Source organism: Streptomyces sp. Act143 (assembly GCF_003143935.1).
Lineage (GTDB): Bacteria > Actinomycetota > Actinomycetes > Streptomycetales > Streptomycetaceae > Streptomyces.
Genome location: NZ_QFRX01000001.1, coordinates 7,293,848 through 7,318,588 on the forward strand (window position 1 = coordinate 7,293,848; position 24,741 = coordinate 7,318,588).

The window sequence follows — 24,741 nt, forward strand, 5'->3', positions numbered from 1 at the left end:
GCAGGCCGCGCGCAGATCCGGGGTGCCGGACGGGAGCGGATGAGAGAGGGCCCGCTCGATTCCCTCCGGCGGTCAGATCAGAAGGTGTCAGCCCTTGAGGGACGCGACCTTGGAAGCAAGCGCCGACTTCTTGTTGGCGGCCTGGTTCTTGTGGATGACGCCCTTCGAGACGGCCTTGTCGAGCTGACGCGCGGCAGCGCGCTGGTACTCGGTGGCCTTCTCGACGTCACCCGCGGCAGCAGCCTCACGGGCCTTGCGGATCGCGGTCTTCAGGGAGGACTTGACGGCCTTGTTGCGCTGCCGAGCCTTCTCGTTGGTCTTGATCCGCTTGATCTGGGACTTGATGTTCGCCACTGATTGAGCCTTTTCAGGTTCAGGCACGGGACCGCTAGGGGCCCGGGCCAGGTGATTTCTTGGGGTGTGCCTCGCGCTGAGAGGGCATGAGACACAGCCACCCAGGCTACCAGGGGGCCGGGCGGCGGCCCAAAACGGTCCCCGGTCGCCCGTCGTGGGACCATGGAGCCTACGTATCGATCCGACCCGAGGCATAAGGCGCCTCAAGAGACAGGACCCTGCGTGCCCGCGACCCCTAACAATGTGCCCGAGCCGAGCCGTACCGACCCGGCTCTGATCCGCAATTTCTGCATCATCGCGCACATCGACCACGGCAAGTCCACCCTCGCCGACCGGATGCTCCAGCTGACCGGTGTGGTCGAGCAGCGGCAGATGCGTGCTCAGTACCTCGACCGTATGGACATCGAGCGTGAGCGTGGCATCACGATCAAGTCCCAGGCGGTGCGTTTGCCGTGGGCTCCGACCCACGACAAGAGCAGCACGCACATCCTGAACATGATCGACACTCCCGGGCACGTCGACTTCACCTACGAGGTCTCGCGGTCGCTCGCCGCCTGCGAGGGGACCATCCTCCTCGTCGACGCCGCCCAGGGCATCGAGGCCCAGACCCTCGCCAACCTGTACCTGGCGATGGAGAACGACCTCACGATCATCCCCGTACTGAACAAGATCGACCTGCCGGCCGCGCAGCCCGAGAAGTTCGCCGAGGAGCTCGCCAACCTCGTCGGGTGCGACCCCGACGACGTGCTGCGGGTCTCCGCGAAGACCGGTGTCGGCGTCGACGCGCTGCTCGACAAGGTGGTGCGGGAGATCCCGGCCCCCGTCGGCGTCGCCGACGCGCCCGCCCGCGCCATGATCTTCGACTCCGTCTACGACTCCTACCGCGGTGTCGTGACGTACGTCCGTGTCATCGACGGCCAGCTCAACAAGCGTGAGCGGATCAGGATGATGTCCACGGGCGCGACCCACGAGCTGCTGGAGATCGGGACCAACTCGCCCGAGATGCTCGGCGCCGACGGGCTCGGGGTCGGTGAGGTGGGCTACCTCATCACCGGTGTGAAGGACGTCCGGCAGTCCAAGGTCGGTGACACCGTCACCAGCCAGCAGAAGGGGGCCACCGAGGCGCTCGGGGGCTACAAGGACCCCAAGCCCATGGTCTTCTCCGGGCTCTATCCGCTGGACGGCTCGGACTACCCCGAGCTGCGCGAGGCCCTCGACAAGCTCCAGCTGAACGACGCCGCGCTGGTCTACGAGCCGGAGACGTCCGCCGCCCTCGGCTTCGGCTTCCGTGTCGGCTTCCTCGGGCTGCTGCACCTCGACGTGATCCGTGAGCGGCTGGAGCGCGAGTTCGGTCTCGATCTCATCGCCACCGCGCCCAACGTGGTCTACCGCGTCCTCATGGAGGACGGCACCGAGCACACGGTCACCAACCCGAGCGAGTTCCCCGAGGGCAAGATCAACGAGGTGTACGAGCCCGTCGTACGGGCCACCATCCTCGCGCCCTCGGAGTTCATCGGGGCGATCATGGAGCTGTGCCAGACCCGGCGCGGCACCCTGCTCGGCATGGACTACCTGTCCGAGGACCGGGTGGAGATCCGCTACACCCTGCCGCTCGCGGAGATCGTCTTCGACTTCTTCGACCAGCTGAAGTCCAAGACCCGCGGCTACGCCTCCCTGGACTACGAGCCCACCGGCGAGCAGGCCTCCAGCCTCGTCAAGGTCGACATCCTGCTGCACGGCGACAAGGTCGACGCCTTCTCGGCGATCACGCACAAGGACGCGGCCTACGCGTACGGTGTGCGGCTCGTCGCCAAGCTGCGCGAGCTCATCCCGCGGCAGGCCTTCGAGGTGCCCATCCAGGCCGCCATCGGCTCCCGGGTCATCGCCCGCGAGACCATCCGCGCCATCCGCAAGGACGTCCTCGCCAAGTGCTACGGCGGTGACATCTCCCGTAAGCGGAAGCTCCTTGAGAAGCAGAAGGAGGGCAAGAAGCGGATGAAGATGGTGGGCTCTGTGGAGGTTCCGCAGGAGGCCTTCATCGCCGTACTGAGCAGCGACGACGCCGCGGGTTCCGGCAAGGGCAAGAAGTAACCGCGTTTTCCCGCGAAAATCGGGGCCTGTCGCGTCTGGGCGCGACGGGCCCCTACGCATGCGTAGGGTCGCGCTCTGTAGGAAGTGACAGGCCGCCGCCCCTTACGCAGGCGGCGGTCGCGCTCTACTCTGATCTCCACTCGATAGTTACTCGTGAGTTAAACAACAGCTGTTCGAGCACACCGGTCGAGTCCACCGAGTACACCAGCCGCACTGAGCCAGCCGCCGCACTGTCGCGGGCCCCGGAGGATGTCGTGAGCGACACACAGACCCTGATCGAGAACCGTCCGCCGAGCGTGGCGACCCTCTTCCTGGAGCGCGTTGCGGCCACGCCCGACGCGGAGGCGTACCGCTACCCCGTGCCCCCGGCCTCCGGCGAGGGCCCCGACGACTGGAAGTCGCTGAGCTGGGGTGAGACCGCCGAGCGGGTCTACGCCATCGCCGCCGGCCTGATCGAGCTCGGCGTGCAGCCCGAGCAGCGGGTCGCGCTGTCCTCCTCGACCCGGGTCGAGTGGATCCTCGCCGACCTCGGCATCCTGTGCGCGGGCGCCGCCACGACCACCGTGTACCCGCAGACCAACGCCGACGAGTCGGCGTTCATCGTCTCCGACTCCGAGAGCCGGGTGCTGTTCGCGGAGAACGCCGAGCAGGTCGCCAAGGCGAAGGAGAAGCGCGCCGAGCTGCCCGCGCTGACCCATGTCGTGGTCATCGACGCCGAGGGCGTGGAGACCGGCGACTGGGTGCTCACCCTCGCCGAGCTGGAGGCCCGCGGCGCGGCCCGGCTGGAGAAGGACCCCGAGCTGATCAAGGAGCGGGTCGGCGCGATCACCAAGGACCAGCTCGCCACCCTCATCTACACCTCCGGCACCACCGGCCGCCCGAAGGGTGTCCGGCTCCCGCACGACAACTGGGCCTACATGGCCAAGGCGATCGCCGCGACCGGGCTGATCAGCACCGAGGACGTGCAGTACCTGTGGCTGCCGCTCGCGCACGTCTTCGGCAAGGTGCTCACCTCCGGCCAGATCGAGGTCGGGCACGTCACCGCCGTAGACGGCCGCGTCGACAAGATCATCGAGAATCTGCCGGTCGTGCAGCCGACGTACATGGCGGCCGTGCCGCGCATCTTCGAGAAGGTCTACAACGGGGTCGCCGCCAAGGCCCGCGCGGGCGGCGGCGCCAAGTACAAGATCTTCCAGTGGGCGTCCGAGGTGGCCCGCGAGTACGCCAAGGCCAGCCAGGACAACTTCCGCCGCACCGGCACCGCGAGCGCCCCCTTCGGCCTGTCCGCCAAGCACAAGGTCGCCGACGCGCTGGTCTTCGCCAAGATCCGCGAGGCGTTCGGCGGCAACCTGCGGGCGTGTGTCTCGGGCAGCGCGGCCCTCGCCCCGGAGATCGGCTACTTCTTCGCCGGCGCCGGCATCCACATCCTGGAGGGCTACGGCCTCACGGAGTCCTCGGCCGCCTCCTTCGTCAACCCCGGCGAGGCCTACCGCACCGGCACGGTCGGCAAGCCGCTGCCCGGCACGGAGGTGCGCATCGCCGAGGACGGCGAGATCCTGCTGCGCGGCCCCGGCATCATGGAGGGCTACCACGGGCTGCCCGAGAAGACCGCCGAGGTGCTGGAGAGCGACGGCTGGTTCCACACCGGGGACATCGGCGAGCTGTCGCCCGACGGGTACCTGCGGATCACCGACCGCAAGAAGGACCTCATCAAGACCTCCGGCGGCAAGTACATCGCGCCCGCCGAGGTCGAGGGGCAGTTCAAGGCGGTGTGCCCCTACGTCTCCAACATCCTCGTGCACGGCGCCGACCGGAACTTCTGCACCGCGCTCATCGCGCTGGACGAGGTCGCGATCCTCGGCTGGGCCGAGGAGAACGGGCTCGGCGGGAAGTCGTACGCGGAGGTCGTGGCCGCGCCGGAGACGGTGGCCATGGTCGAGGGGTACATCAAGGAGCTCAACGAGGGGCTCCAGCGGTGGCAGACCATCAAGAAGTTCCGGCTGCTGCCCCGGGACCTCGACGTGGAGCACGGGGAGATCACGCCGAGCCTGAAGCTGAAGCGGCCGGTCGTGGAGCGGGAGTACAAGCACCTCATCGACGAGATGTACGCGGGGACCCGGGAGGCGTAGCGGGCCCTCAGCCCCGGCCCCTGTGCACCAGCCGGCGCAGCTCCCGGATCTGCTCGCGCAGTGCGCGCAGGTCCGGGGGGTGCTCCGCTTCCAACTCGGCCTCCAGTTCGGCCAGTCGGCCCGCCACCTCCCCGCACTCGGCCTGGTCCTGCGCCAGCAACCGCTCCAACTGCTGGTTCTTGCGGTGCAGGTCCAGAAAGACGCTGACCTTCGCCCGTAGCACCCACGGGTCGAACGGCTTGGTCAAGTAGTCCGCCGCTCCTGTCGCGTAGCCGCGGAAGGCGTAGCCGGAGTCGTCCTCCGCGCCGGTCAGGAAGATGATCGGGACGTCCTTGGTCTGGTCGAGCCGTTTGATGTTCGCGGCGGTCTCGAAGCCGTCCATGCCCGGCATGCGGACGTCGAGCAGGACGAGGGCGAACGGCCGGCGCAGCAGCGCCTTCATGGCTTCCTCGCCCGAACGCGCCCGGACGAGCGGCTCGTTGAGGGACCCCAGGACGGCCTCCAGGGCGATCAGGTTGTCCTCCATGTCGTCGACCAGGAGGATGCCGGCGCGCCCGTCGGTCGTTGCCTCAGCGCTCATGGTGACTGTGCCTCATTCAGTCGTCGGCGGGACCGGCGCCTTCCCTGCCGTGTCCGGTCCCTCTACGGAGGTCTCCTCGCCGGGCCCGGTCCCGTCCGGGCCCTCGGGGTCCAGGAGCGTGCAGACCACGGTCAGCAGCTGGTCGACGTCGACCGGTTTGGGCACGTAGTCGTTGGCGCCCCGGGCGATCGACTTCTCCCGGTCCCCGGGCATCGCCTTCGCGGTCAGCGCGACGATGGGCAGGCCCGTCCAGCGGGGGGTGCGGCGGATGGCGGCGATGGTCTCGTAGCCGTCCATCTCCGGCATCATGATGTCCATCAGGACGAGTTCCACGTCCGGGTTGCGTTCCAGGGTCTCGATGCCCTCGCGGCCGTTCTCCGCGTACAGCACGGGCATGCCGACCCGGCCCAGGACGTGGGTGAGGGCGAAGACGTTGCGGATGTCGTCGTCGACGATCAACACCCGCCGTCCGGGCAGGACCTGACCCGCCCGGCCGCTCTTCCACGCCTCCAGCTTGGTCGGCGCGGGCCAGGCGTCGTCCACGTCGTGCGTGGCCGTGCAGGGCTCCGAGGACAGTTGGTCCGGCACCGCGGACAGGGTGCGGTCCTCGGGGAACGGGCCGGCCGCCGGGTGGCCGGGGCTGACGACGGGGACGTAGAGCGTGAAGGTGGAGCCCTGGCCGGGTTCGCTCTCGGCGACGATCCGGCCGCCCAGCAGGCCGGCGATCTCCCGGCTGATGGACAGGCCGAGGCCGGTGCCGCCGTACTTGCGGTTGGTGGTGCCGTCGGCCTGCTGGAACGCCTCGAAGATCACCGGGAGTTTCTCGGCCGCGATGCCGATCCCGGTGTCGGAGACGGCGAAGGCGACCACGTCGTCGGCCTCGTTGACGTACCGGTGGTCGGGGTCCTTGACCCGGTTCACCCGGAGCTCGACCCGGCCGGTCGCGGTGAACTTGATCGCGTTGGACAGCAGGTTGCGCAGGATCTGCTGGAGGCGCTGCTCGTCCGAGTACATCTCGCGCGGCACGTCCTCGCCGACGGACACCTCGAAGGCGAGACCCCGGTCGAGGGTGAGTGGGCGGAAGGTGGCGTGGACGTAGTCGAGGAGCTTGATCAGCGGCAGCTTCTTCGGGCGTACGTCCATCCGGCCGGCCTCGATCTTCGACAGGTCCAGGATGTCGTTGATGAGTTGCAGCAGGTCCGAGCCCGACCGGTGGATCGTCGTCGCGAACTGGACCTCCTGGTCGGAGAGATGGCCGTCCGGGTTGTCCGACAGCAGACGCGCCAGGATGAGCAGGGAGTTCAACGGCGTGCGGAGTTCGTGGGACATGTTCGCCAGGAACTCCGACTTGTACTGCGAGGACGTGGCCAGCAGGGCTGCCTTCTCCTCCAGTTCGGCGTTCGAGCGCTGCAACTCCGCCTGTTGCTTCTGGAGTTCGTCCGAGCGTTCCTGGAGCTGCATCGCCAGCCGCTGCGACTCGCCGAGCAGCGACTCGGTACGGGAGTTGGCGATGATGGTGTTGATCGCGACGCCGATGGTGTTCACGAACTGGTCGAAGAACGCCAGGTGGACGTCGGAGAAGCGGGAGAAGGACGCCAGCTCGATCACGCCGAGGAGCTTGTCCTCGAAGAGGATCGGGATGATGACGACGCTCGTGGGGGCCGCCTCGCCCAGACCGCTGTTGATCTTGATGTAGTCCGGCGGGGCCTCCTCGACGAGGATGCGCTTCTTCTCGCGGGCCGCCTGGCGGACCAGGCCGTGCACGGGAAGGCCGCCGGTCTCGACGGTCGCGCCCTGCGCCGAGCCGTAGCCCGCGATGAACGCCAGCCCCTTCGCGGGAACGGTGGTGCGGATGGCGGCGCCGTCCTCGTCGGGGTCGGCCAGGAAGAACGCCCCGTACTGCGCGTTCACCAGCGGGGTCAGCTCGCGCAGGATCAGGTCGGCGACTTCCATCAGGTCGCGGTGGCCCTGCATCAGGGCCGCGAGACGGGCCAGGTTCGACTCCAGCCAGTCCTTCGCGCGGGTCGTCTCGCGGAGGTTGGCCACCATCAGGTTGATGTTGTCCTTCAGCTCGGCGACCTCGCCGCGCGCCTCCACGGTGATCGAGCGCGACATGTCGCCCTGGGCCACCGCGGAGGCCACCTCGGCGATGGCGCGGACCTGGGTGGTGAGGTTGGAGGCCAGCTCGTTCACGTTGGTCGTCAGGCGCTTCCACGTGCCGTACACGCCCTCGACCCGGGCCTGGCCGCCGAGTTGGCCCTCGGAACCCACCTCGCGGGCGACGCGGGTGACCTCGGAGGAGAAGGAGGACAGCGTGTCGACCATGGTGTTGATGGCGGTCTTCAGCTCCAGGATCTCGCCGCGCGCGTCCACGTCGATCTTCTTGGAGAGGTCGCCGTTGGCGACGGCGGTGGTCACCTGGGCGATGTTCCGCACCTGGGACGTCAGGTTGTCCGCCATGTAGTTGACGTTGTCGGTCAGGTCCCGCCAGACACCGCTCACGCCCAGCACCTGGGCGCGTCCGCCGAGCCGGCCGTCGGTGCCGACCTCGCGGGCCACGCGGGTGACCTCGTCGGCGAAGGCCCGTAGCTGCTCCACCATCGTGTTGACGGTGTCCTTGAGTTCGAGGATCTCGCCGCGCGCGTCGACCGTGATCTTCTTGGAGAGGTCGCCGTTGGCGACGGCGGTGGTCACCTGGGCGATGTTCCGGACCTGTGACGTCAGGTTCAGCGCCATGAAGTTGACGTTGTCGGTGAGGTCCTTCCACACGCCCGACACGCCCCGCACCTGCGCCTGGCCGCCGAGGTTGCCTTCCGTGCCGACCTCGCGGGCGACCCTCGTCACCTCGTCGGCGAACGCGGAGAGCTGGTCCACCATCGTGTTGATCGTGGACTTCAGCTCCAGGATCTCGCCCTTGGCCTCGACCGTGATCTTCTTGCCGAGGTCGCCCTGGGCCACCGCGGTGGAGACCAGGGCGATGTTCCGGACCTGAGACGTCAGGTTGTCCGCCATGAAGTTGACGTTGTCGGTGAGGTCCTTCCAGACACCGCTCACACCCCGCACCTGCGCCCGGCCGCCGAGGTTGCCCTCCGTGCCGACCTCGCGGGCGACCCTCGTCACCTCGTCGGCGAACGCGGAGAGCTGGTCCACCATCGTGTTGATGGTCGACTTCAGCTCCAGGATCTCGCCCTGCGCGTCGACCGTGATCTTCTGCGACAGATCGCCGTTGGCCACGGCCGTCGTCACCTGGGCGATGTTCCGCACCTGTGACGTCAGGTTCGAGGCCATGAAGTTGACGTTGTCGGTGAGGTCCTTCCACACGCCCGACACGCCCCGCACCTGAGCGCGCCCGCCCAACTGCCCCTCGGTGCCGACCTCGCGGGCGACGCGGGTGACCTCGTCGGCGAACGCGGAGAGCTGGTCCACCATCGTGTTCACGGTCAGCTTCAGTTCGAGCAGCTCGCCGGTCGCCTCGACGGTGACCGTGCGGGTCAGGTCGCCGCGGGCCACCGCCGTGGTCACCAGGGCGATGTCCCGGACCTGCGCGGTCAGCCGGGACGCCATGGTGTTGACCGCCTCGGTCACGTCCCGCCAACTGCCCGACAGACCGGTCACCTTGGCGCGTCCGCCCAGCCGGCCCTCGGTGCCGACCTCGCGGGCCACCCGGGTCACCTCGCCGGTGAACAGGGACAGCTGGTCGACCATCTTGTTCACGGCCCGGCCGAGGCGCCGCAGATCGCCCCGCAACTGGCGGTTGCCGTCGTGCAGATCGACCCGCTGGGTGAGGTCGCCGTCGGCCACCGCGTCCAGCACCCGGGTCGCGTTGGCGGCCGGGGCGACCAGGGCGTCCAGCAGTTGGTTCACATCGCTGACCCGGGAGGCCCAGGTGCCCGCACCGGGGCTGGGGGAGAGCCGCTCGTCGAGCCGGCCGTGCCGCACCAACTCCCGCTTGACCCGCTGGACCTCGGAGGTGAAGTGCACGTTGCGGTCCACCAGCTGGTTGAAGATCGCGTGCAGTTCGGCCAGGACGGGGCCGTGCTCCGTCTCCGGCACCTTCGAGAAGTGCCCGTCCCGGGCGGCCGTCATGGCGGCGAGCAGCGGACGCAGCTCGGTCGCTCGAATCCGGTCCTGATTCTGCCCGTCTTCGAGCGCACGCGTAGCACTGTTCTCACTCATGGCGGCCCACTTCGGTGACTCGGCGCTTATGGGCGCAGTCAGTCTGTCACTCTGTCCGCATCGGCTGAGGCGTATTCGTCCGAACTGCTCGGGGAGCTGGACATGGGGGCCATTCCGACGCAACGGGAGAGCGATCCCCGTGCCTCTGATGTGCCTGCGCGCGAAGAGGCGCTGCCGTCCGCCCGGGCGCACGCCACCCTCACCGGCAGCTGCCACGCGCCCGGCGCCGCCCGCGCACTGCTGCGCAGCGCGCTCACGGAATGGACCGAACTCGGCCTGCCCGGCATGGCCCGGCTCACCGGACGCGTCGTCGACGACCTCGTCATCGTCACCAGCGAGCTCGTCACCAACGCGGTCGTCCACGCGGGCACCGACGTCGAACTCGACTGCCGTATGGAGGAAACGGGCGCGGTCGTCGTGGAGGTCACCGACCACCACCCCTCGCGCGCCCCGCGCGGCAGGCAGCCCGAACCGCCGTACGAGGCGACCGAGGGCGCGCACGGCCCTGCGGAGCACGCCTCGGCGCAACACGGCCCGGGCGCGAGGGAATACCACCACGGCACCCCGGAGTACGGCCGCGGCCTGCGCCTCGTCGCCACCCTCGCCGAGTCCTGGGGCGTGACCTACCGCACCGGCTCCAAGACCGTGTGGGCCCGCCTCACCGACGAGGAAGGCGCGGCCACCGGGGATTCGGCCCCGGACGCGTACTCGGCCCCGGACCCGGCACCGGACCCGGACTCCTGTCCGGCACCGGCCCCGAATGCGTACCCGGCACCGGACCCGGACTCCGACCAGGAGGAGCGTGCGCTGGAGCGCGGACTGCGCGTCGCCGAGATCCTCGCCCCCGAACCGCGGCGGTTCGAGCGCGACCAGGACTGGCTCAACCGGGGAGCCCTGTCCTTCCTCGCCGAGGCCTCCGACCTGCTCGCCGGGCAGCTCGACGAGGACCTGGTGGCCGCGCTCGCCGGCCAGCTGATCGTGCCGCGGCTCGCCGACTGGTGCGCGGTGTGGCTGGAGGACGAGCTGATGGGGCGCTGGGGCTCCCCGCGCGCGACCGAGGCCGACGGCGGCGTGGGCGGGGGAGTCCGGGGCGCCGACGGGATCGGCGGGCCGGGACCGCGGCTGGCCCGCGTCTGGCACGGCAGCGAGAGCCTCATCGAGGACCTGCGCCGGGCCCTGGAGAAGGAGACGCCGCGACTGCCGGACCCGCCGCGCTCGGGCCCCGTCCCCTTCCCCTGGCCCGGCGACGCGCTCGGCCCGCACGGCACCCACGGCACGGCCCTCGCGTACCGCCTGATCGCCGGAGGCTGTCCGCTCGGCACCCTGGTCATCGGACGGGCGGGCCTGCTGCGCTTCCCCGACGAGATCACCGGCCTCGTCGAGGACCTCGGCCGCCGCGTCGCCCTCGCCATCAGCGCCGCCCGCCAGTACGCCCGCCAGGCCACCATCAGCGCGGTGCTCCAGCGCGGCCTGCTGCCCGGCGCGGTCGCCGAGATCCCCGGGGTGAGCAGCGCACTGGTCCACGAGCCCTGCGACAAGGCCGGGCCCAGCGGCGACTTCTACGACCTGTTCCCCTCCGGCGACGGCCGCTGGTGCTTCGCCATCGGCGACGTCCAGGGCAAGGGGCCGGAGGCCGCCGTGGTGATCGGCCTGGCCCGGCCCTGGCTGCGGCTGCTGGCCCGCGAGGGGTACGGCGTCGCCGACGTCCTGGACCGCCTCAACCAGCTCCTCCTGGACGACGCGACCGAGGCCGCCGACGCCGCCGCCCGCGCCTTCGCCGGACCGGCCGGCCTGGCCGCGGCCGCCGACGGCCCGCAGACCCGCTTCCTGTCCCTCCTCTTCGGCCAGCTCCGCCCCTTCGACGGCGGCGTCCAGTGCACCCTCGCCTCCGCCGGGCACCCGCTGCCGCTGCTCCTCGGACCGGACGGCGGGGTCCGCACGGTCGCCGAGCCGCAGACCCTGCTCGGAGTCGTCGAGGACGCCGTGTACACCAGCGAGATCGTGGAGCTGCGCCCCGGCGACACCCTCCTGTGCGTCACCGACGGGGTGACCGAGCGGCGCAGCGGCTCCCGCCAGTTCGACGACGCCGACGGCCTCGCGACGGCCCTCGCCGGCTGCGCGGGCCTGACCGCCCCGCTGATCGCCGAGCGCATCAAGCGGCTGGTGCACGAGTTCGGCGTACGGCCGCCGGAGGACGATCTGGCGCTGCTGGTGCTCCAGGCCGAGTAGCCGCCGGGGTGCTGGACAATGGAAGGCATGCCTTCCGCACTCCCCGACGGCGAGCCCGTCCCCGACGACGGCGCGCTCCCCGCGCAGGCGCTCTCCGGAGCCGCCGAGCGCCCCCTCGGGTTCTATCTGCACGTCCCCTACTGCGCGACCCGCTGCGGGTACTGCGACTTCAACACCTACACCGCGACCGAGCTGCGCGGCACGGGCGGTGTCCTGGCCTCCCGCGACAACTACGCGGACACCCTGATCGACGAGATCCGCCTGGCCCGGAAGGTGCTGGGGGACGATCCCCGGCAGGTCCGCACGGTGTTCGTGGGCGGGGGCACGCCGACGCTGCTGGCGGCGGGCGATCTCGTACGGATGCTCGCGGCGATCCGCGACGAGTTCGGCCTCGCTCCGGACGCGGAGGTGACGACGGAGGCGAACCCGGAGTCGGTGGACCCGGCGTATCTGGCGACGCTGCGGCAGGGCGGCTTCAACCGGATCTCCTTCGGCATGCAGAGCGCGAAGCAGCACGTCCTGAAGGTGCTGGACCGCACGCACACCCCGGGACGGCCGGAGGCGTGCGTGGCGGAGGCCCGGGCGGCGGGCTTCGAGCACGTCAACCTGGACCTGATCTACGGCACCCCGGGCGAGTCGGACGGCGACTGGCGGGCCTCCCTGGACGCGGCGATCGGCGCCGGCCCGGACCACGTGTCGGCGTACGCGCTGATCGTGGAGGAGGGCACCCAGCTGGCCCGGCGCATCCGCCGGGGCGAGGTGCCGATGACGGATGACGACGTGCACGCGGACCGGTACCTGATCGCGGAGGACGCGTTCGCGGCGGCCGGCTTCGAGTGGTACGAGGTCTCGAACTGGGCGACCGGCGAGGCGGGCCGGTGCCTGCACAACGAGCTGTACTGGCGGGGCGCCGACTGGTGGGGCGCCGGGCCCGGCGCGCACTCGCACGTGGGCGGGGTGCGCTGGTGGAACGTGAAGCATCCGGGGGCGTACGCGGCGGCGCTGGCGGCGGGGAAGTCGCCGGGCGCGGGACGCGAGGTGCTCTCGGAGGAGGACCGGAGGGTCGAGCGCATTCTGCTGGAGCTGCGGCTGCGGGAGGGGGTGCCGCTGGCGCTGCTGCGGGAGGAGGGGCTCGCGGCCTCGCGGCGGGCCTTGGCGGAAGGGCTGCTTCAGGAGGGGCCCTATGGCGAGGGGCGCGCGGCGCTGACTCTGCGGGGGCGGCTGCTGGCGGACGCGGTGGTGAGGGATCTGGTGGACTGATCACTCAGGCGGGTGAAGCAGGTTCTCACGGCTGCGCCGTGACGAAGTCGATCAGCTCCTCCACCCGCCCGAGCAGTTCCGGCTCCAGGTCCTTGTAGGACCCCACCCGCTTCAGGATCGCCTGCCACACCGCGCCCGTGTTCTCCGACGGCCAGCCCAGGGCCCGGCAGACGCCCGTCTTCCAGTCCTGGCCGCGGGGGACGCGCGGCCAGCCCTCGATCCCCAGTGCCGCCGGCTTCACCGCCTCCCAGATGTCGATGTACGGGTGGCCCACGACCAGCGCGTGCTCACTCGTCACCTCCTGTGCGATCCGCCACTCCTTCGTGCCCGGCACCAGATGGTCCACCAGCACGCCCAGGCGGGCGTCCGGGCCCGGGGCGAACTCGGCGACGATCGACGGCAGGTCGTCCACGCCCTCCAGGTACTCCACGACCACGCCCTCGATGCGCAGGTCGTCGCCCCACACCTTCTCGACCAGTTCCGCGTCGTGCCGGCCCTCGACGTAGATGCGGCCGGCGCGGGCCACGCGCGCGCGGGCGCCGGGGACGGCGACCGAACCGGAGGCGGTGCGGCTGGGACGTACCGGAGAGCCGGTCGAAGGCCGCACCAGCGTCACCACACGGCCCTCCAGCAGAAAGCCCCGCGGCTCCAGCGGGAACACCCGGTGCTTGCCGAAGCGGTCCTCCAGGGTCACCGTGCCCGCCTCGCAGCGGATCACCGCGCCGCAGAAACCGGTGCCGGGCTCCTCGACCACCAGACCCGGCTCGGCCGGGACCTCCGGGACGGGCTTCGGCTTCTTCCACGGCGGGGTCAGGTCGGCGGAGTACTGGCGCATTCGGATGACGATAGGAGAAGCCGGGGCGGGGTCAGGGCGACACGCCGAAACGCCGCGCCAGGGCGTCCCGCTGACGCCGGACGAACGCCGCGTCCACCACCGCTCCGTGACCGGGCACGTACAGCGCGTCCTCGCCGCCCAGGTCCAGGAGCCGGTCCAGGGCCGCGGGCCAGTGCGACGGTACGGCGTCCGGGCCCGCCTGCGGGTCGCCCGACTCCTCGACCAGGTCGCCGCAGAAGACCACCTCGGGCGAGCCCGGCACCAGCACCGCGAGGTCGTGGGCGGTGTGCCCGGGGCCGACGTTCGCCAGCAGGACCTGCCGGCCGCCGCCGAGGTCGAGGGTCCACTCGCCGGAGACCAGGTGGCGGGGCCGGGGGAGGGCGTCGACCGCCTCGTCGGCCAGGTGCTCCGCCAGCCCCTCCCGTACCGCGTCCGCGCGCAGCTCCTCTCGGGCCTGGCGCTGGTCGAGCAGCGTGTCCATGCCGACCGGCCCGAACACCTCCGCGCCCGCGAACGCCGCCGCTCCGAGGACATGGTCGAAATGGGGGTGCGTCAGCGCGAGATGGGTCACACGGTGCCCGGCGAGCGCCTCCGCCTGCGCCCGCAGCCGCACCCCCTCCGCGAGGCTCGACCCGGCGTCCACCAACAGGGCCGTGCCCGCGCCGACGACCAGCCCCGCCGTACAGTCCCAGACCGGCAGCCGGCACCGGCCCACCCCGGCCGCCACCCGCTGCCACCCCAGCTCTTCCCAAGTCACCGTCATACGGCGACGCTAGCCGTAGGGGCGGTCCACGAGCTGTCACACCCGGACCGACCTTGCCCGGGCAGTACCCCGCCGCCGTACACTGGGCCGCGGGGAACGCTGGCACTCGGACGGACAGAGTGCCAGGCGGGGGCCGAGAGAACGACTTCTGGAGGTGTGCGCGATGCTGAGTGAACGCAGGCTTCAGGTGCTGCGCGCCATCGTCCAGGACTACGTGGGGACGGAGGAGCCGGTCGGCTCCAAGGCCCTCACCGAACGGCACAACCTCGGCGTCTCCCCGGCGACCGTGCGCAACGACATGGCCGCCCTGGAGGACGAGGGATACATCGCCCAGCCGCACACCAGCGCCGGGCGCATCCCCACCGACAAGGGCTACCGCCTGTTCGTCGACAAGCTCGCGGGCGTCAAGCCCATGACCGCGCCCGAGCGGCGCGCGATCCAGAACTTCCTCGACGGCGCCGTCGACCTCGACGACGTGGTGGCGCGGACCGTGCGGCTGCTCGCGCAGCTCACCCGGCAGGTGGCGGTCGTGCAGTACCCGTCCCTGACGCGGTCCACCGTGCGCCATGTGGAGTTGCTCTCGCTCGCTCCGGCGCGCCTGATGCTGGTGCTGATCACCGACACGGGCCGGGTCGAGCAGCGCATGGTCGACTGCCCGGCGCCCTTCGGGGAGGCCTCGCTGGCCGATCTGCGGGCGCGGCTCAACAGCCGGGTCGCGGGGCGTCGGTTCACCGATGTGCCGCGGCTGGTCGAGGATCTGCCCGAGGGCTTCGACGTCGAGGATCGGGGTACGGTCGCGACAGTGCTCTCCACACTGCTGGAGACACTCGTAGAGGAGAACGAGGAGCGGTTGATGATCGGCGGAACCGCCAATCTCACCCGCTTCGGACATGACTTCCCCCTCACCATCCGGCCTGTCCTGGAGGCACTGGAGGAGCAGGTCGTGCTCCTCAAGTTGCTTGGCGAGGCCGGGGATTCGGGCATGACCGTACGCATCGGTCACGAGAACGCCTATGAGGGACTCAACTCCACGTCCGTCGTGTCGGTCGGCTACGGTTCGGGCGGCGAGGCAGTCGCCAAGCTCGGCGTGGTCGGACCGACCCGCATGGATTACCCGGGAACGATGGGAGCGGTACGCGCAGTGGCACGGTACGTCGGACAGATCCTGGCGGAGTCGTAAGTGGCCACGGACTACTACGCCGTTCTCGGCGTGCGCCGCGACGCGTCGCAGGATGAGATCAAGAAGGCGTTCCGTCGGCTCGCGCGCGAGCTGCACCCGGACGTCAACCCCGATCCGAAGACCCAGGAGCGGTTCAAGGAGATCAACGCCGCTTACGAGGTGCTGTCGGACCCGCAGAAGAAGCAGGTCTACGACCTCGGCGGCGACCCGCTCTCGCAGAGCGGCGGCGGTGGCGCCGGCGGCTTCGGCGCGGGCGGCTTCGGGAACTTCTCGGACATCATGGACGCCTTCTTCGGTACGGCGTCGCAGCGGGGTCCGCGGTCGCGTACGCGGCGGGGCCAGGACGCGATGATCCGGCTGGAGGTCGAGCTCGACGAGGCGGCCTTCGGCACCACGAAGGACATCCAGGTCGACACCGCGATCGTCTGCTCCACCTGCAACGGTGAGGGCGCGGCGCCGGGCACCTCCGCCCAGACGTGTGACATGTGCCGGGGCCGTGGTGAGGTCTCGCAGGTCACCCGGTCCTTCCTGGGCCAGGTCATGACCTCGCGGCCCTGCCCGCAGTGCCAGGGCTTCGGGACCGTGGTCCCGACCCCGTGCCCGGAGTGCGCCGGTGACGGGCGGGTGCGGTCGCGTCGGACGCTGACCGTGAAGATCCCGGCCGGTGTCGACAACGGCACGCGCATCCAGCTCGCGGGCGAGGGCGAGGTCGGCCCCGGTGGCGGTCCCGCCGGTGACCTGTACGTCGAGATCCACGAGCTGCCGCACCCGATGTTCCAGCGGCGCGGCGACGACCTGCACTGCACGGTGACGATCCCGATGACGGCGGCGGCGCTCGGCACGAAGGTGCCGCTGGAGACGCTGGACGGCCTGGAGGAGGTCGACATCCGGCCGGGCACGCAGTCGGGGCAGTCGATTCCGCTGCACGGCCGGGGCGTCACCCACCTGCGTGGCGGCGGCCGGGGTGACCTCATCGTCCACGTCGAGGTCCAGACGCCGAACAAGCTGGACCCGGAGCAGGAGCGGTTGCTGCGCGAGCTGGCGAAGCTGCGGGGCGAGGAGCGGCCTCAGGGGCAGTTCCAGCCCGGGCAGCAGGGGCTGTTCTCGCGGTTGAAGGACGCGTTCAACGGGCGGTGAGTGGAGGGTGCGCGGAGGCGTTTTCGCCCCCGCCGCCCCTGCCCGTCCCCTCCCGTGGGCTGCCGCCCCCGGCCCCCCGCTGTCGGCCCTGAAGAGGCCTCGTCCTCAAGCGCCGGACGGGCTGATTCCCCGGCCGGCGCCGGGAGATGCCGTAGGCCTATGCCCGCGGAAGGGTGGATTCGGACTTGTTCGGAGGACGTGACAACATGCCGTCATGTCCTCCGCGCTGACCGATCTCTTCCCCCATCCGATCGTGCAGGCCCCCATGGCGGGCGGGGTCTCCGTCCCGCAACTGGCGGCGGCCGTGTCCGAGGCCGGGGGGCTCGGGTTCCTCGCCGCCGGGTACAAGACGGCCGACGGCATGTACCAGGAGATCAAGCAGCTGCGCGGGCTCACCGGGCGGCCCTTCGGCGTCAATCTGTTCATGCCGCAGCCCGACAGCGCCGACGCCGCCGCCGTCGACGTCTACGCGCATCAGCTGGCCGGGGAAGCCGCCTGGTACGAGACCGAGCTCGGCGATCCGGAGAGCGGGCGGGACGACGGGTACGACGTGAAGGTCGCCGTCCTCCTCGACAACCCCGTCCCCGTCGTCTCCTTCCACTTCGGCGTGCCGAGCGGTGAGGTGCTGGAGGCGTTCCGGCGTGCCGGGACCTTCACCCTCGTCACCGCGACCACCGCGGACGAGGCCCTCGCCGTGGAGCGGGCCGGGGCCGACGCGGTCATCGCGCAGGGCGTGGAGGCCGGCGGGCATCAGGGGACCCATCGGGACAGCCCCGAGAACGACGGTGCCGGGCTCGGGCTGCTCTCGCTCGTCGGGCAGATCCGCGAAACCGTCCGCATTCCCGTCGTCGCCGCCGGCGGCATCATGCGCGGCAGCCAGATCGCCGCCGTCCTCGCCACCGGCGCCGCCGCCGCCCAGCTGGGCACCGCCTTCCTCGCCGCCCCCGAGTCCGGCGCCGCCGAGATCCACAAGCAGGCGCTGACCAACCCGCTCTTCGTGCGGACGGAACTGACCCGGGCGTTCTCCGGCCGGCCGGCCCGCGGGCTCGTCAACCGGTTCATGCGCGAGCACGGCCCCTACGCCCCCGCCGCCTACCCGGAGATCCACCACCTCACCTCGCCGCTGCGCAAGGCCGCCGCCAAGGCCGGGGACGCGCAGGGCATGGCCCTGTGGGCGGGGCAGGGGCACCGGATGGCCCGTGCGCTGCCCGCCGGGCAGCTGGTGGAGGTGCTGGCCGCCGAACTCGCCGACGCCACGACAGCGTTGTCCGGATTCCGGACCTCCGGAGGTGACCTGCGATGACCGCTCCCGTCTTCGTCGTCGAACACTTCAACGCCGGTGGCGGCGGCCACTACGTCCTCGACGGGCCCGAGGGACGGCACGCCGTCTCCGTGAAGCGCCTCCAGGCCGGCGAGGACGTCATCCTCACGGACGGCGCCGGACGCTGGGCCGACTGTGTCGTGCTCGGCACCGAGGGCAAGGACCGGCTGATCGTCAAGATGGACGGCGTCACCGAGGAGCCGGTGGAGCAGCCCCGCATCACCGTCGTCCAGGCCCTCCCCAAGGGCGACCGCGGCGAACTCGCCGTCGAGACCATGACCGAGGTCGGCGTCGACGCCGTCGTGCCCTGGCAGGCGGCCCGCTGCATCACCCAATGGAGGGGCGACCGGGGGCTGAAGGCGCTCGGCAAGTGGCGGTCCACCGCCCGCGAGGCCGGCAAGCAGTCCCGGCGCGTCCGCTTCCCCGAGGTCGCCGACCTGGCGACGACCAAGCAGGTCGCCGCGCTGCTCGCGCGCGCCGACTTCGCCGCCGTGCTCCACTCCGACTTCGAGCACGGCAGCCAGGCACTCGCCACCGCCGAACTCCCCGACGAGGGCGAGATCGTGCTCGTCGTCGGCCCCGAAGGAGGCGTCGCCAAGGACGAGTTGGCGCTCTTCGAGGAGGCGGGTGCGAAGACGTACGTGCTGGGTCCTACCGTGTTGCGTACATCGACCGCCGGGACGGCGGCCACGGCCCTGCTCCTCGGCCGCACCGGCCGCTGGTCCTGACCGATCCTCCGGGGGAAACACCGTGGAACTCGCCCAAGTCCGGCTGCTCGTCACCGACTTCGCCGCCTGCTACCGCTTCTACGCCGAAGTCCTGGGCCTGAAGCCGCAGTCCGGGGCTACCGAGGGGCCGTACGAGAAGTTCAGCCCCGCCACCGGGTCGGCGGGCATCGCGCTCCAGGACCGGGCCATGATGGCCGGAATCCTGGACGAGCTGGGCGAGGCGGCCAACGGACACCGGTCGCTGGTCGTGCTGCGCGTCGACGACCTGGCCGAGTACTGCGAGCAGATCACCTCCCGGGGCGCGGTGCTGCTGCACGGACCCGCCCCGATGACCGACCGGATGCGGGTCGCCCACCTCAAGGACCCGGAGGGGAACCTGGTGGAACTCCAGGAGTGGCTGCTGCTGCGCGCTTGAGGTCCACGGCCGCGGCGACCGCGGGGAAGAGGTCCCAGCCGTCCAGCTCCCCGCCGTCCGGCAACGTCCCGCGGCGCAGGGCCTCGTCGAGCAGGGCGCGTACGACGGCCGGCTCGCGCAGGTTGATCAGGTTGCCCCGGCCGTCGCCCGCGCAGCCCTGGAACCAGGGATGCCCCTCGGAGACGTACCGGCCCGTACCCGGGCCGCCCGCCCGGAAGACGATCCGGGTCCGGCGGCCGGCGCGGTGCAGGGTGACGGTGTCGCGCCAGACGCCGTCGCGGCCCTTCTTCTGGCGGTAGCTCCAGAGGTAGGTCGTGGTCGCGTCGACGACGAGGCGTCGCAGGCGGTGGTTGTCGCGCACGATGTCGGGCCCTCCGGTGATCGGATGTCACTCGATTGTGGCCGAGTGTCCGTATGCGCTCTACCGCGTCGGGCGGGACAGTGGGAAGCTGCCCTCCATGGGGGCATTGAGGAGGATTTGGCGGCACCGGGGCCGGCGGGTCGGTGCCGTGGCCGTGTTCGTCGCCGTGACCGTCGGCGGAGCCGTCGCCTGTGATCCGGCCGGGCTGAACTCCGCGTCCGTGGCGTACACCACCGACCAGACCGTCACCAAGGAGCTGGAGCGGCAGCACGCGAACGTGCAGTGGCTGACCTGCCAGGCCTCCTACGGAGACCGCTCCACGCCCACCGCGACCGAGAACGCCGTCGCCGAGGTGCACTGCACCGGAGAGACCAGCGACGGCAAGGACATCAAGGTCGACGGGAAGGTCACCCGGGTGGTCAACGGGCAGTGCGTGCGGGGGGAGTTGACGGCCAAGATCGACGGCAAGCAGTGGTTCCAGGTCAACGGGCTGGGCAACTGCAACGCCGCGCCCGAGCCCACGAACGGCAACGGCCAGCCCGGTGCCACGGTCACGGTCACCGTCACCGAGACCGTGTGGTGCGACAAGTACCCGGACTGCCGCCCGGTGCAAGGCAAATGACCTTAAGGTGATCGGGTGACCCAGCCCGTGACGCCGCCCGCGTATCTCCGATACCCGCATCTGCACGGCGACTTGGTCGCCTTCACCGCCGAGGACGACGTGTGGATCGCGCCTTGCGACGGCGGCCGGGCCTGGCGGGTCAGCAGCGACAACGTGCCGGTCTCCACGCCCCGCATCTCGCCGGACGGCAGCACCGTCGCCTGGACCTCCACGCGGGACGGGGCACCCGAGGTGCACATCGCCCCGGTCGCCGGCGGCCCGGCGAAACGCCTGACCCACTGGGGGAGTTGGCGCACCCAGGTGCGCGGCTGGACCCCCGACGGCCAGGTCCTCGCCATCACCACCCACGGCCAGGCCAGCCTGCGCCGCTCCTGGGCGCACACGGTCCCGCTCGACGGCGGACCGTCCACCGTCCTGCCGTACGGCCCGGTCGGCGCGGTCGCCCAGGGGCCGTCCACCGTCCTGCTGTCGGCGCCCATGGGGCGGGAGGCGGCCTGGTGGAAGCGGTACCGGGGCGGTACGGCGGGCAAGCTGTGGATCGACCGGGACGTCCGCGACGGGGAAGGCGCCGGGGAGTTCGTACGGCTGCATGAAGAGCTGGACGGGAACATCGAGTTCCCGGTGTGGGCGGGGGAGCGGATCGCCTTCCTCTCCGACCACGAAGGCGTCGGGGCCCTCTACTCGTCCCTCGCCGACGGCTCCGATCTGCGCCGGCACACCCCGCTCGACGGCTTCTACGCCCGGCACGCGGCCGGGGACGGCACCCGGGTCGTCTACGCCTCCGCCGGTGAGCTGTGGGTCCTCGACGACCTCGACGGTGCCGAGCCGCGCCGCCTCGACATCCGGCTCGGCGGCTCCCGCGCCGACCTCCAGCCGTACACCCTGAACGCCGCCCGCTGGGTCGAGTCGGCGTCCCCCGACCACACCGCGCGCGGCAGCGCCGTCTGCGTCCGCGGTGCCGTGCACTGGGTCACCCACCGCTCCGGCCCGGCCCGCGCGCTGGCCGCCGAGCCCGGCGTACGGTCCCGGCTGCCGCAGGCCTTCCGCGCCGACGGCGAGGAGTGGGTGGTGTGGGTGACGGACGCCGAGGGCGACGACGCCCTGGAGTTCGCGCCCGCCACCGGGCTCGCCCCGGGAGCCACCCCGCGCCGGCTCGCCGCCGGGCAGCTCGGCCGGGTCCTCGACCTGGCCATGGCACCCGACGGCAGCCGGGCCGCGGTCGCCTCGCACGACGGGCGCGTCCTCCTCGTCGAACGCGAGACCGGCGAGGTCCGCGAGCTCGACCGCAGCGCGGACGGCGATGTCTCCGGGCTGGTCTTCTCGCCCGACTCGGCCTGGCTCGCCTGGTCCCACCCCGGCCCGCGCCCGCTCAGCCAGCTCCGCCTCGCCAACACCACCGACCTGTCGGTCACCGAGGCCACCCCGCTGCGCTTCCAGGACTACGACCCCGCCTTCACCCTCGACGGCAAACACCTGGCGTTCCTCTCCACCCGCTCCTTCGACCCGGTCTACGACGAGCACGTCTTCGACCTGGCCTTCGTGGAAGGCGCCCGCCCGCACCTCATCACCCTCGCCGCCACCACCCCGTCCCCCTTCGGACCGCAGCGGCACGGCCGTCCCTTCGACGCGCCCGACAAGGACGAGACCCCCGACAGCGAGGGCGCCCCCGCCACCCGGATCGACCTCGAAGGTCTCGCCGACCGGATCGTGCCCTTCCCGGTGGAGGCCGCCCGCTACTCCGACCTGCGCGCGGCCAAGGACGGTGTGCTGTGGCTGCGGCACCCGGTGCGCGGGGTGCTGGGCGCCTCCCGGGCCACACCCGAGGCCCCCGACCCCAAGACCGAGCTGGAGCGCTTCGACCTCGTCCAGCAGCGCGTGGAGCATCTGGCCGCCGACGTCGACCACTTCGCCGTCAGCGGTGACGGGAAGCGGGTGCTGCTGGGCACCGACGGCCGCCTGAAGGTCGTACCGAGCGACCGGCGGGCCTCCAACGACGACGACAGCGACACCAACATCACCGTCGACCTCACCCGCGTCCGCCAGACCATCGACCCGGCCGCCGAGTGGCGGCAGATGTACGACGAGACCGGCCGCATCATGCGCGACCACTTCTGGCGCCCGGACCTCGGCGGCACCGACTGGGACGGCGTCCTCGACCGCTACCGTCCCGTCCTGGACCGCGTCGCCACCCACGACGACCTCGTCGACCTCCTCTGGGAGGTCCAGGGCGAACTGGGCACCTCGCACGCCTACGTCGTGCCGCGCGGCGGCTACGGCAGCGGCGCCCGGCAGGGCCTGCTCGGTGCCGACATCTCCCGCCACCCGGACGGCAGTTGGCGCATCGACCGCGTCCTGCCCTCGGAGACCTCCGACCCCGACGCCCGCTCCCCGCTCGCCGCCCCCGGCGTCGCGGTCCGCGCCGGGGACGCGATCGTCGCGGTCGCGGGCCGGGCCGTCGACCCGGTGACCGGGCCGGGCCCGCTGCTCGTCGGTACGGCGGGCAAGGCGATCGAGCTGACCATCTCCCCGTCCGGCGGCGGTGAGGTGCGGCACGCCGTCGTCGTCCCGGTCGCCAACGAGGAGCCGCTGCGCTACCACGCCTGGGTCACCGACCGCCGCGCCTACGTCCACGAGCGCTCCGGCGGCCGGCTCGGCTATCTCCACGTCCCCGACATGCAGGCCCCCGGCTGGGCCCAGATCCACCGCGACCTGCGCGTCGAGGTGGCCCGCGAGGGGCTCGTCGTCGACGTCCGCGAGAACCGCGGCGGCCACACCTCCCAGCTGGTGGTGGAGAAGCTCGCCCGCCGGATCGTCGGCTGGGCCAGCCCGCGCGGCATGCGCCCCTACAGCTACCCGCAGGACGCCCCGCGCGGCCCCGTCGTGGCCGTCGCCAACGAGTTCTCCGGCTCCGACGGCGACATCGTCAACGCGGCCATCAAGGCCCTCGGCATCGGCCCGGTCGTCGGCACCCGGACCTGGGGCGGCGTGATCGGCATCGACAGCCGCTACCACCTCGTCGACGACACGCTCGTCACCCAGCCCAAGTACGCCTTCTGGCTGGAGGGTTACGAGTGGGGCGTGGAGAACCACGGCGTAGACCCGGACGTCGAGGTCGTGCAGCGGCCGCAGGACCACGCGGCGGGGCGCGACGTCCAACTGGACGAGGCGATCAGGCTCGCGCTGGAGGCGCTGGAGACGACTCCGGCGAAGGTCCCGCCGTCGCTCCCCTGACCTGATCGATACGATGCCCCGGAGACTTCGGACGACAGGGCGAGAGGACGCACATGCCAGGGGAGCCGCAGGCGGACTGCCTGTTCTGCAAGATCGTCGAGGGTCACATCCCGGCCACGATCGTCCGCCAGACCGACACCACCGTCGCCTTCCGGGACATCAACCCCCAGGCGCCGACGCACGTCCTGATCATCCCCAAGGTCCACTACAAGGACGCCGCCGCCCTCGCCGCCGCGGAGCCCGCCGTCGCCGCCGACGTGCTGCGCGAGGCGCAGGCCGTCGCCGACGAGGAGAAGGTCGAGAGCTACCGCATCGTCTTCAACACGGGCACCGGCGCCGGCCAGACCGTCTGGCACGCGCACGCGCACGTCCTCGGTGGGCGCGGCCTCGAGTGGCCCCCCGGGTAAGCCACCGTGTCCGTACGTGAACTGGTGGTCCTCGGCACCGCCAGCCAGGTCCCGACCCGGCACCGCAACCACAACGGCTACCTGCTGCGCTGGGACGGCGAGGGCATCCTCTTCGACCCGGGCGAGGGCACCCAGCGCCAGATGCTGCGCGCCGGGGTCGCCGCGCACGACCTGAACCGGATCTGCGTCACGCACTTCCACGGCGACCACTCGCTGGGCCTCGCGGGCGTCATCCAGCGCATCAACCTCGACCGCGTGCCGCACGAGATCACCGCCCACTATCCGAAGTCCGGCCAGCGCTTCTTCGACCGGCTGCGGTACGCGACGGCGTACCGGGAGACCGTCGAGATCACGCAGGCACCGGTGAGCGAGGACGGGGTGCTGGGCGGGTCCGCCTCCTACGCGCTGGAGGCCCGCAAGCTGTCCCACCCCGTCGAGTCGTACGGCTACCGCCTCGTCGAACCCGACGGCCGCCGCATGCTGCCCGACCGTCTCGCGGTGCACGGCATCAAGGGCCCGGACGTCGGCCGCATCCAGCGCGAGGGCGCGGTCGGCGGGGTGACGCTGGCGGACGTCAGCGAGGTGCGCCGCGGGCAGCGGTTCGCGTTCGTCATGGACACCCGGCTGTGCGACGGCGTGTACGCGCTCGCCGACGGCTGCGACCTGCTCGTCATCGAGTCGACGTTCCTGGACGAGGACACGGACCTCGCCGTGGAGCACGGTCATCTCACCGCGGGCCAGGCGGCGAGGGTCGCCCGGGAGGCCGGCGTACGGCATCTCGTGCTCACCCACTTCAGCCAGCGCTACAGCGAGCCGGACGAGTTCGAACGGCAGGCGCGGGCGGCCGGGTTCGACGGCGAGCTGACGGTGGCGCACGACCTGCTGCGGGTGCCGGTTCCGAAACGGCGGTAGAACGGCCGTA

19 protein-coding genes are annotated in these 24,741 nt (G+C 71.4%); 13 read left to right on the forward strand and 6 right to left on the reverse strand.

Translation table 11 applies throughout. The annotated features are described in order from the left end of the window. Positions 1–87: 87 nt before the first annotated feature. Entirely contained in the window at positions 88–354 is a 267-nt protein-coding gene (gene rpsT, locus DI272_RS33290) for a 30S ribosomal protein S20 (protein ID WP_109498865.1), read from the reverse strand. Positions 355–576: 222 nt separating this feature from the next. On the opposite strand from rpsT, the gene lepA reads away from it, so the two are divergent. Both lepA and DI272_RS33300 read left to right on the forward strand, forming a co-directional pair. Then, complete coding sequence (lepA, locus tag DI272_RS33295) at positions 577–2,445, forward strand: translation elongation factor 4 (RefSeq protein ID WP_109498866.1); 1,869 nt, start codon at positions 577–579, stop codon at positions 2,443–2,445. Between the two features lie 254 nt (positions 2,446–2,699). After that, entirely contained in the window at positions 2,700–4,574 is a 1,875-nt protein-coding gene (locus DI272_RS33300) for a long-chain fatty acid--CoA ligase (RefSeq protein ID WP_109498867.1), read from the forward strand. Positions 4,575–4,581: 7 nt separating this feature from the next. On the opposite strand, the gene DI272_RS33305 is transcribed toward DI272_RS33300, so the two are convergent. Together DI272_RS33305 and DI272_RS33310 are read right to left on the reverse strand one after the other, a co-directional pair. Then, a complete protein-coding gene (locus DI272_RS33305) occupies positions 4,582–5,154 on the reverse strand; it encodes a two-component system response regulator (RefSeq protein WP_109498868.1) in 573 nt (190 codons plus the stop codon). Positions 5,155–5,166: 12 nt separating this feature from the next. Beyond that, entirely contained in the window at positions 5,167–9,330 is a 4,164-nt protein-coding gene (locus tag DI272_RS33310; RefSeq protein WP_181387397.1) for a HAMP domain-containing protein, read from the reverse strand. A gap of 102 nt (positions 9,331–9,432) precedes the next feature. Here DI272_RS33310 and DI272_RS33315 point away from each other — a divergent pair, with 102 nt between their 5' ends. After that, positions 9,433–11,559 (forward strand): ATP-binding SpoIIE family protein phosphatase, encoded by a 2,127-nt coding sequence (locus tag DI272_RS33315; protein ID WP_109498870.1) that lies wholly within the window; start codon positions 9,433–9,435, stop codon positions 11,557–11,559. Positions 11,560–11,586: 27 nt separating this feature from the next. Continuing rightward, complete coding sequence (gene hemW, locus DI272_RS33320; protein ID WP_109498871.1) at positions 11,587–12,819, forward strand: radical SAM family heme chaperone HemW; 1,233 nt, start codon at positions 11,587–11,589, stop codon at positions 12,817–12,819. Between the two features lie 25 nt (positions 12,820–12,844). Here the strand turns inward: hemW and DI272_RS33325 are convergent, their stop codons facing one another. Then, complete coding sequence (locus tag DI272_RS33325) at positions 12,845–13,654, reverse strand: DUF3097 domain-containing protein (RefSeq protein ID WP_109498872.1); 810 nt, start codon at positions 13,652–13,654, stop codon at positions 12,845–12,847. Between the two features lie 31 nt (positions 13,655–13,685). Then, positions 13,686–14,417, reverse strand: a complete 732-nt coding sequence (locus DI272_RS33330) for an MBL fold metallo-hydrolase (protein WP_109498873.1) — start codon at positions 14,415–14,417, stop codon at positions 13,686–13,688. A 163-nt stretch (positions 14,418–14,580) separates the two neighbouring features. Between DI272_RS33330 and hrcA the strand changes: the two genes are divergently transcribed. From hrcA to DI272_RS33355, 5 genes are all read left to right on the forward strand, one after another. Next, entirely contained in the window at positions 14,581–15,597 is a 1,017-nt protein-coding gene (gene hrcA / locus DI272_RS33335) for a heat-inducible transcriptional repressor HrcA (protein ID WP_109498875.1), read from the forward strand. Next, positions 15,598–16,734: a molecular chaperone DnaJ gene (dnaJ, locus tag DI272_RS33340; RefSeq protein WP_109498876.1), complete on the forward strand. Its 1,137-nt coding sequence runs from the start codon at positions 15,598–15,600 to the stop codon at positions 16,732–16,734. It abuts the gene before it with no gap. Positions 16,735–16,948: 214 nt separating this feature from the next. Beyond that, positions 16,949–18,037: a nitronate monooxygenase gene (locus DI272_RS33345; RefSeq protein ID WP_109498877.1), complete on the forward strand. Its 1,089-nt coding sequence runs from the start codon at positions 16,949–16,951 to the stop codon at positions 18,035–18,037. After that, positions 18,034–18,783 carry a 16S rRNA (uracil(1498)-N(3))-methyltransferase gene (locus DI272_RS33350; RefSeq protein WP_109498879.1) on the forward strand — a complete coding sequence of 250 codons (750 nt, stop codon included), beginning with the start codon at positions 18,034–18,036 and terminating at the stop codon, positions 18,781–18,783. Before DI272_RS33345 ends, DI272_RS33350 begins: the two co-directional genes overlap by 4 nt. A 22-nt stretch (positions 18,784–18,805) precedes the next feature. Beyond that, positions 18,806–19,198 (forward strand): VOC family protein, encoded by a 393-nt coding sequence (locus DI272_RS33355; RefSeq protein WP_109498880.1) that lies wholly within the window; start codon positions 18,806–18,808, stop codon positions 19,196–19,198. On the opposite strand, the gene DI272_RS33360 is transcribed toward DI272_RS33355, so the two are convergent. Next, positions 19,140–19,559 carry a hypothetical protein gene (locus DI272_RS33360; protein ID WP_109498881.1) on the reverse strand — a complete coding sequence of 140 codons (420 nt, stop codon included), beginning with the start codon at positions 19,557–19,559 and terminating at the stop codon, positions 19,140–19,142. The genes DI272_RS33355 and DI272_RS33360 overlap by 59 nt on opposite strands. A gap of 97 nt (positions 19,560–19,656) precedes the next feature. Here DI272_RS33360 and DI272_RS33365 point away from each other — a divergent pair, with 97 nt between their 5' ends. From DI272_RS33365 to DI272_RS33380, 4 genes are read left to right on the forward strand one after another with little or no spacing between them, the layout of a single operon-like run. Then, positions 19,657–20,181, forward strand: coding sequence for a hypothetical protein (locus DI272_RS33365; protein WP_109498883.1), 525 nt, complete (start codon positions 19,657–19,659; stop codon positions 20,179–20,181). Positions 20,182–20,196: 15 nt separating this feature from the next. Then, on the forward strand, positions 20,197–23,412 hold the full coding sequence (locus DI272_RS33370) for a S41 family peptidase (RefSeq protein WP_109498884.1): 3,216 nt from the start codon (positions 20,197–20,199) through the stop codon (positions 23,410–23,412). A 53-nt stretch (positions 23,413–23,465) separates the two neighbouring features. Continuing rightward, on the forward strand, positions 23,466–23,819 hold the full coding sequence (locus DI272_RS33375) for a histidine triad nucleotide-binding protein (RefSeq protein ID WP_109498885.1): 354 nt from the start codon (positions 23,466–23,468) through the stop codon (positions 23,817–23,819). A gap of 6 nt (positions 23,820–23,825) precedes the next feature. Continuing rightward, complete coding sequence (locus tag DI272_RS33380; RefSeq protein WP_109498887.1) at positions 23,826–24,731, forward strand: ribonuclease Z; 906 nt, start codon at positions 23,826–23,828, stop codon at positions 24,729–24,731. Positions 24,732–24,741 lie beyond the last annotated feature (10 nt).

Excerpts from the sequence above, each read along its gene's own strand:
- DI272_RS33350 (WP_109498879.1), top strand. The coding sequence starts at position 18,034 with ATGACCGCTCCCGTCTTCGTCGTCGAACACTTCAACGCCGGTGGCGGC.
- DI272_RS33375 (WP_109498885.1), top strand. The coding sequence starts at position 23,466 with ATGCCAGGGGAGCCGCAGGCGGACTGCCTGTTCTGCAAGATCGTCGAG.
- DI272_RS33325 (WP_109498872.1), bottom strand. The coding sequence starts at position 13,654 with ATGCGCCAGTACTCCGCCGACCTGACCCCGCCGTGGAAGAAGCCGAAG.
- hrcA (WP_109498875.1), top strand. The coding sequence starts at position 14,581 with ATGCTGAGTGAACGCAGGCTTCAGGTGCTGCGCGCCATCGTCCAGGAC.
- DI272_RS33345 (WP_109498877.1), top strand. The coding sequence starts at position 16,949 with ATGTCCTCCGCGCTGACCGATCTCTTCCCCCATCCGATCGTGCAGGCC.
- DI272_RS33365 (WP_109498883.1), top strand. The coding sequence starts at position 19,657 with ATGGGGGCATTGAGGAGGATTTGGCGGCACCGGGGCCGGCGGGTCGGT.
- hemW (WP_109498871.1), top strand. The coding sequence starts at position 11,587 with ATGCCTTCCGCACTCCCCGACGGCGAGCCCGTCCCCGACGACGGCGCG.
- DI272_RS33305 (WP_109498868.1), bottom strand. The coding sequence starts at position 5,154 with ATGAGCGCTGAGGCAACGACCGACGGGCGCGCCGGCATCCTCCTGGTC.
- DI272_RS33330 (WP_109498873.1), bottom strand. The coding sequence starts at position 14,417 with ATGACGGTGACTTGGGAAGAGCTGGGGTGGCAGCGGGTGGCGGCCGGG.
- DI272_RS33310 (WP_181387397.1), bottom strand. The coding sequence starts at position 9,330 with ATGAGTGAGAACAGTGCTACGCGTGCGCTCGAAGACGGGCAGAATCAG.
- DI272_RS33315 (WP_109498870.1), top strand. The coding sequence starts at position 9,433 with ATGGGGGCCATTCCGACGCAACGGGAGAGCGATCCCCGTGCCTCTGAT.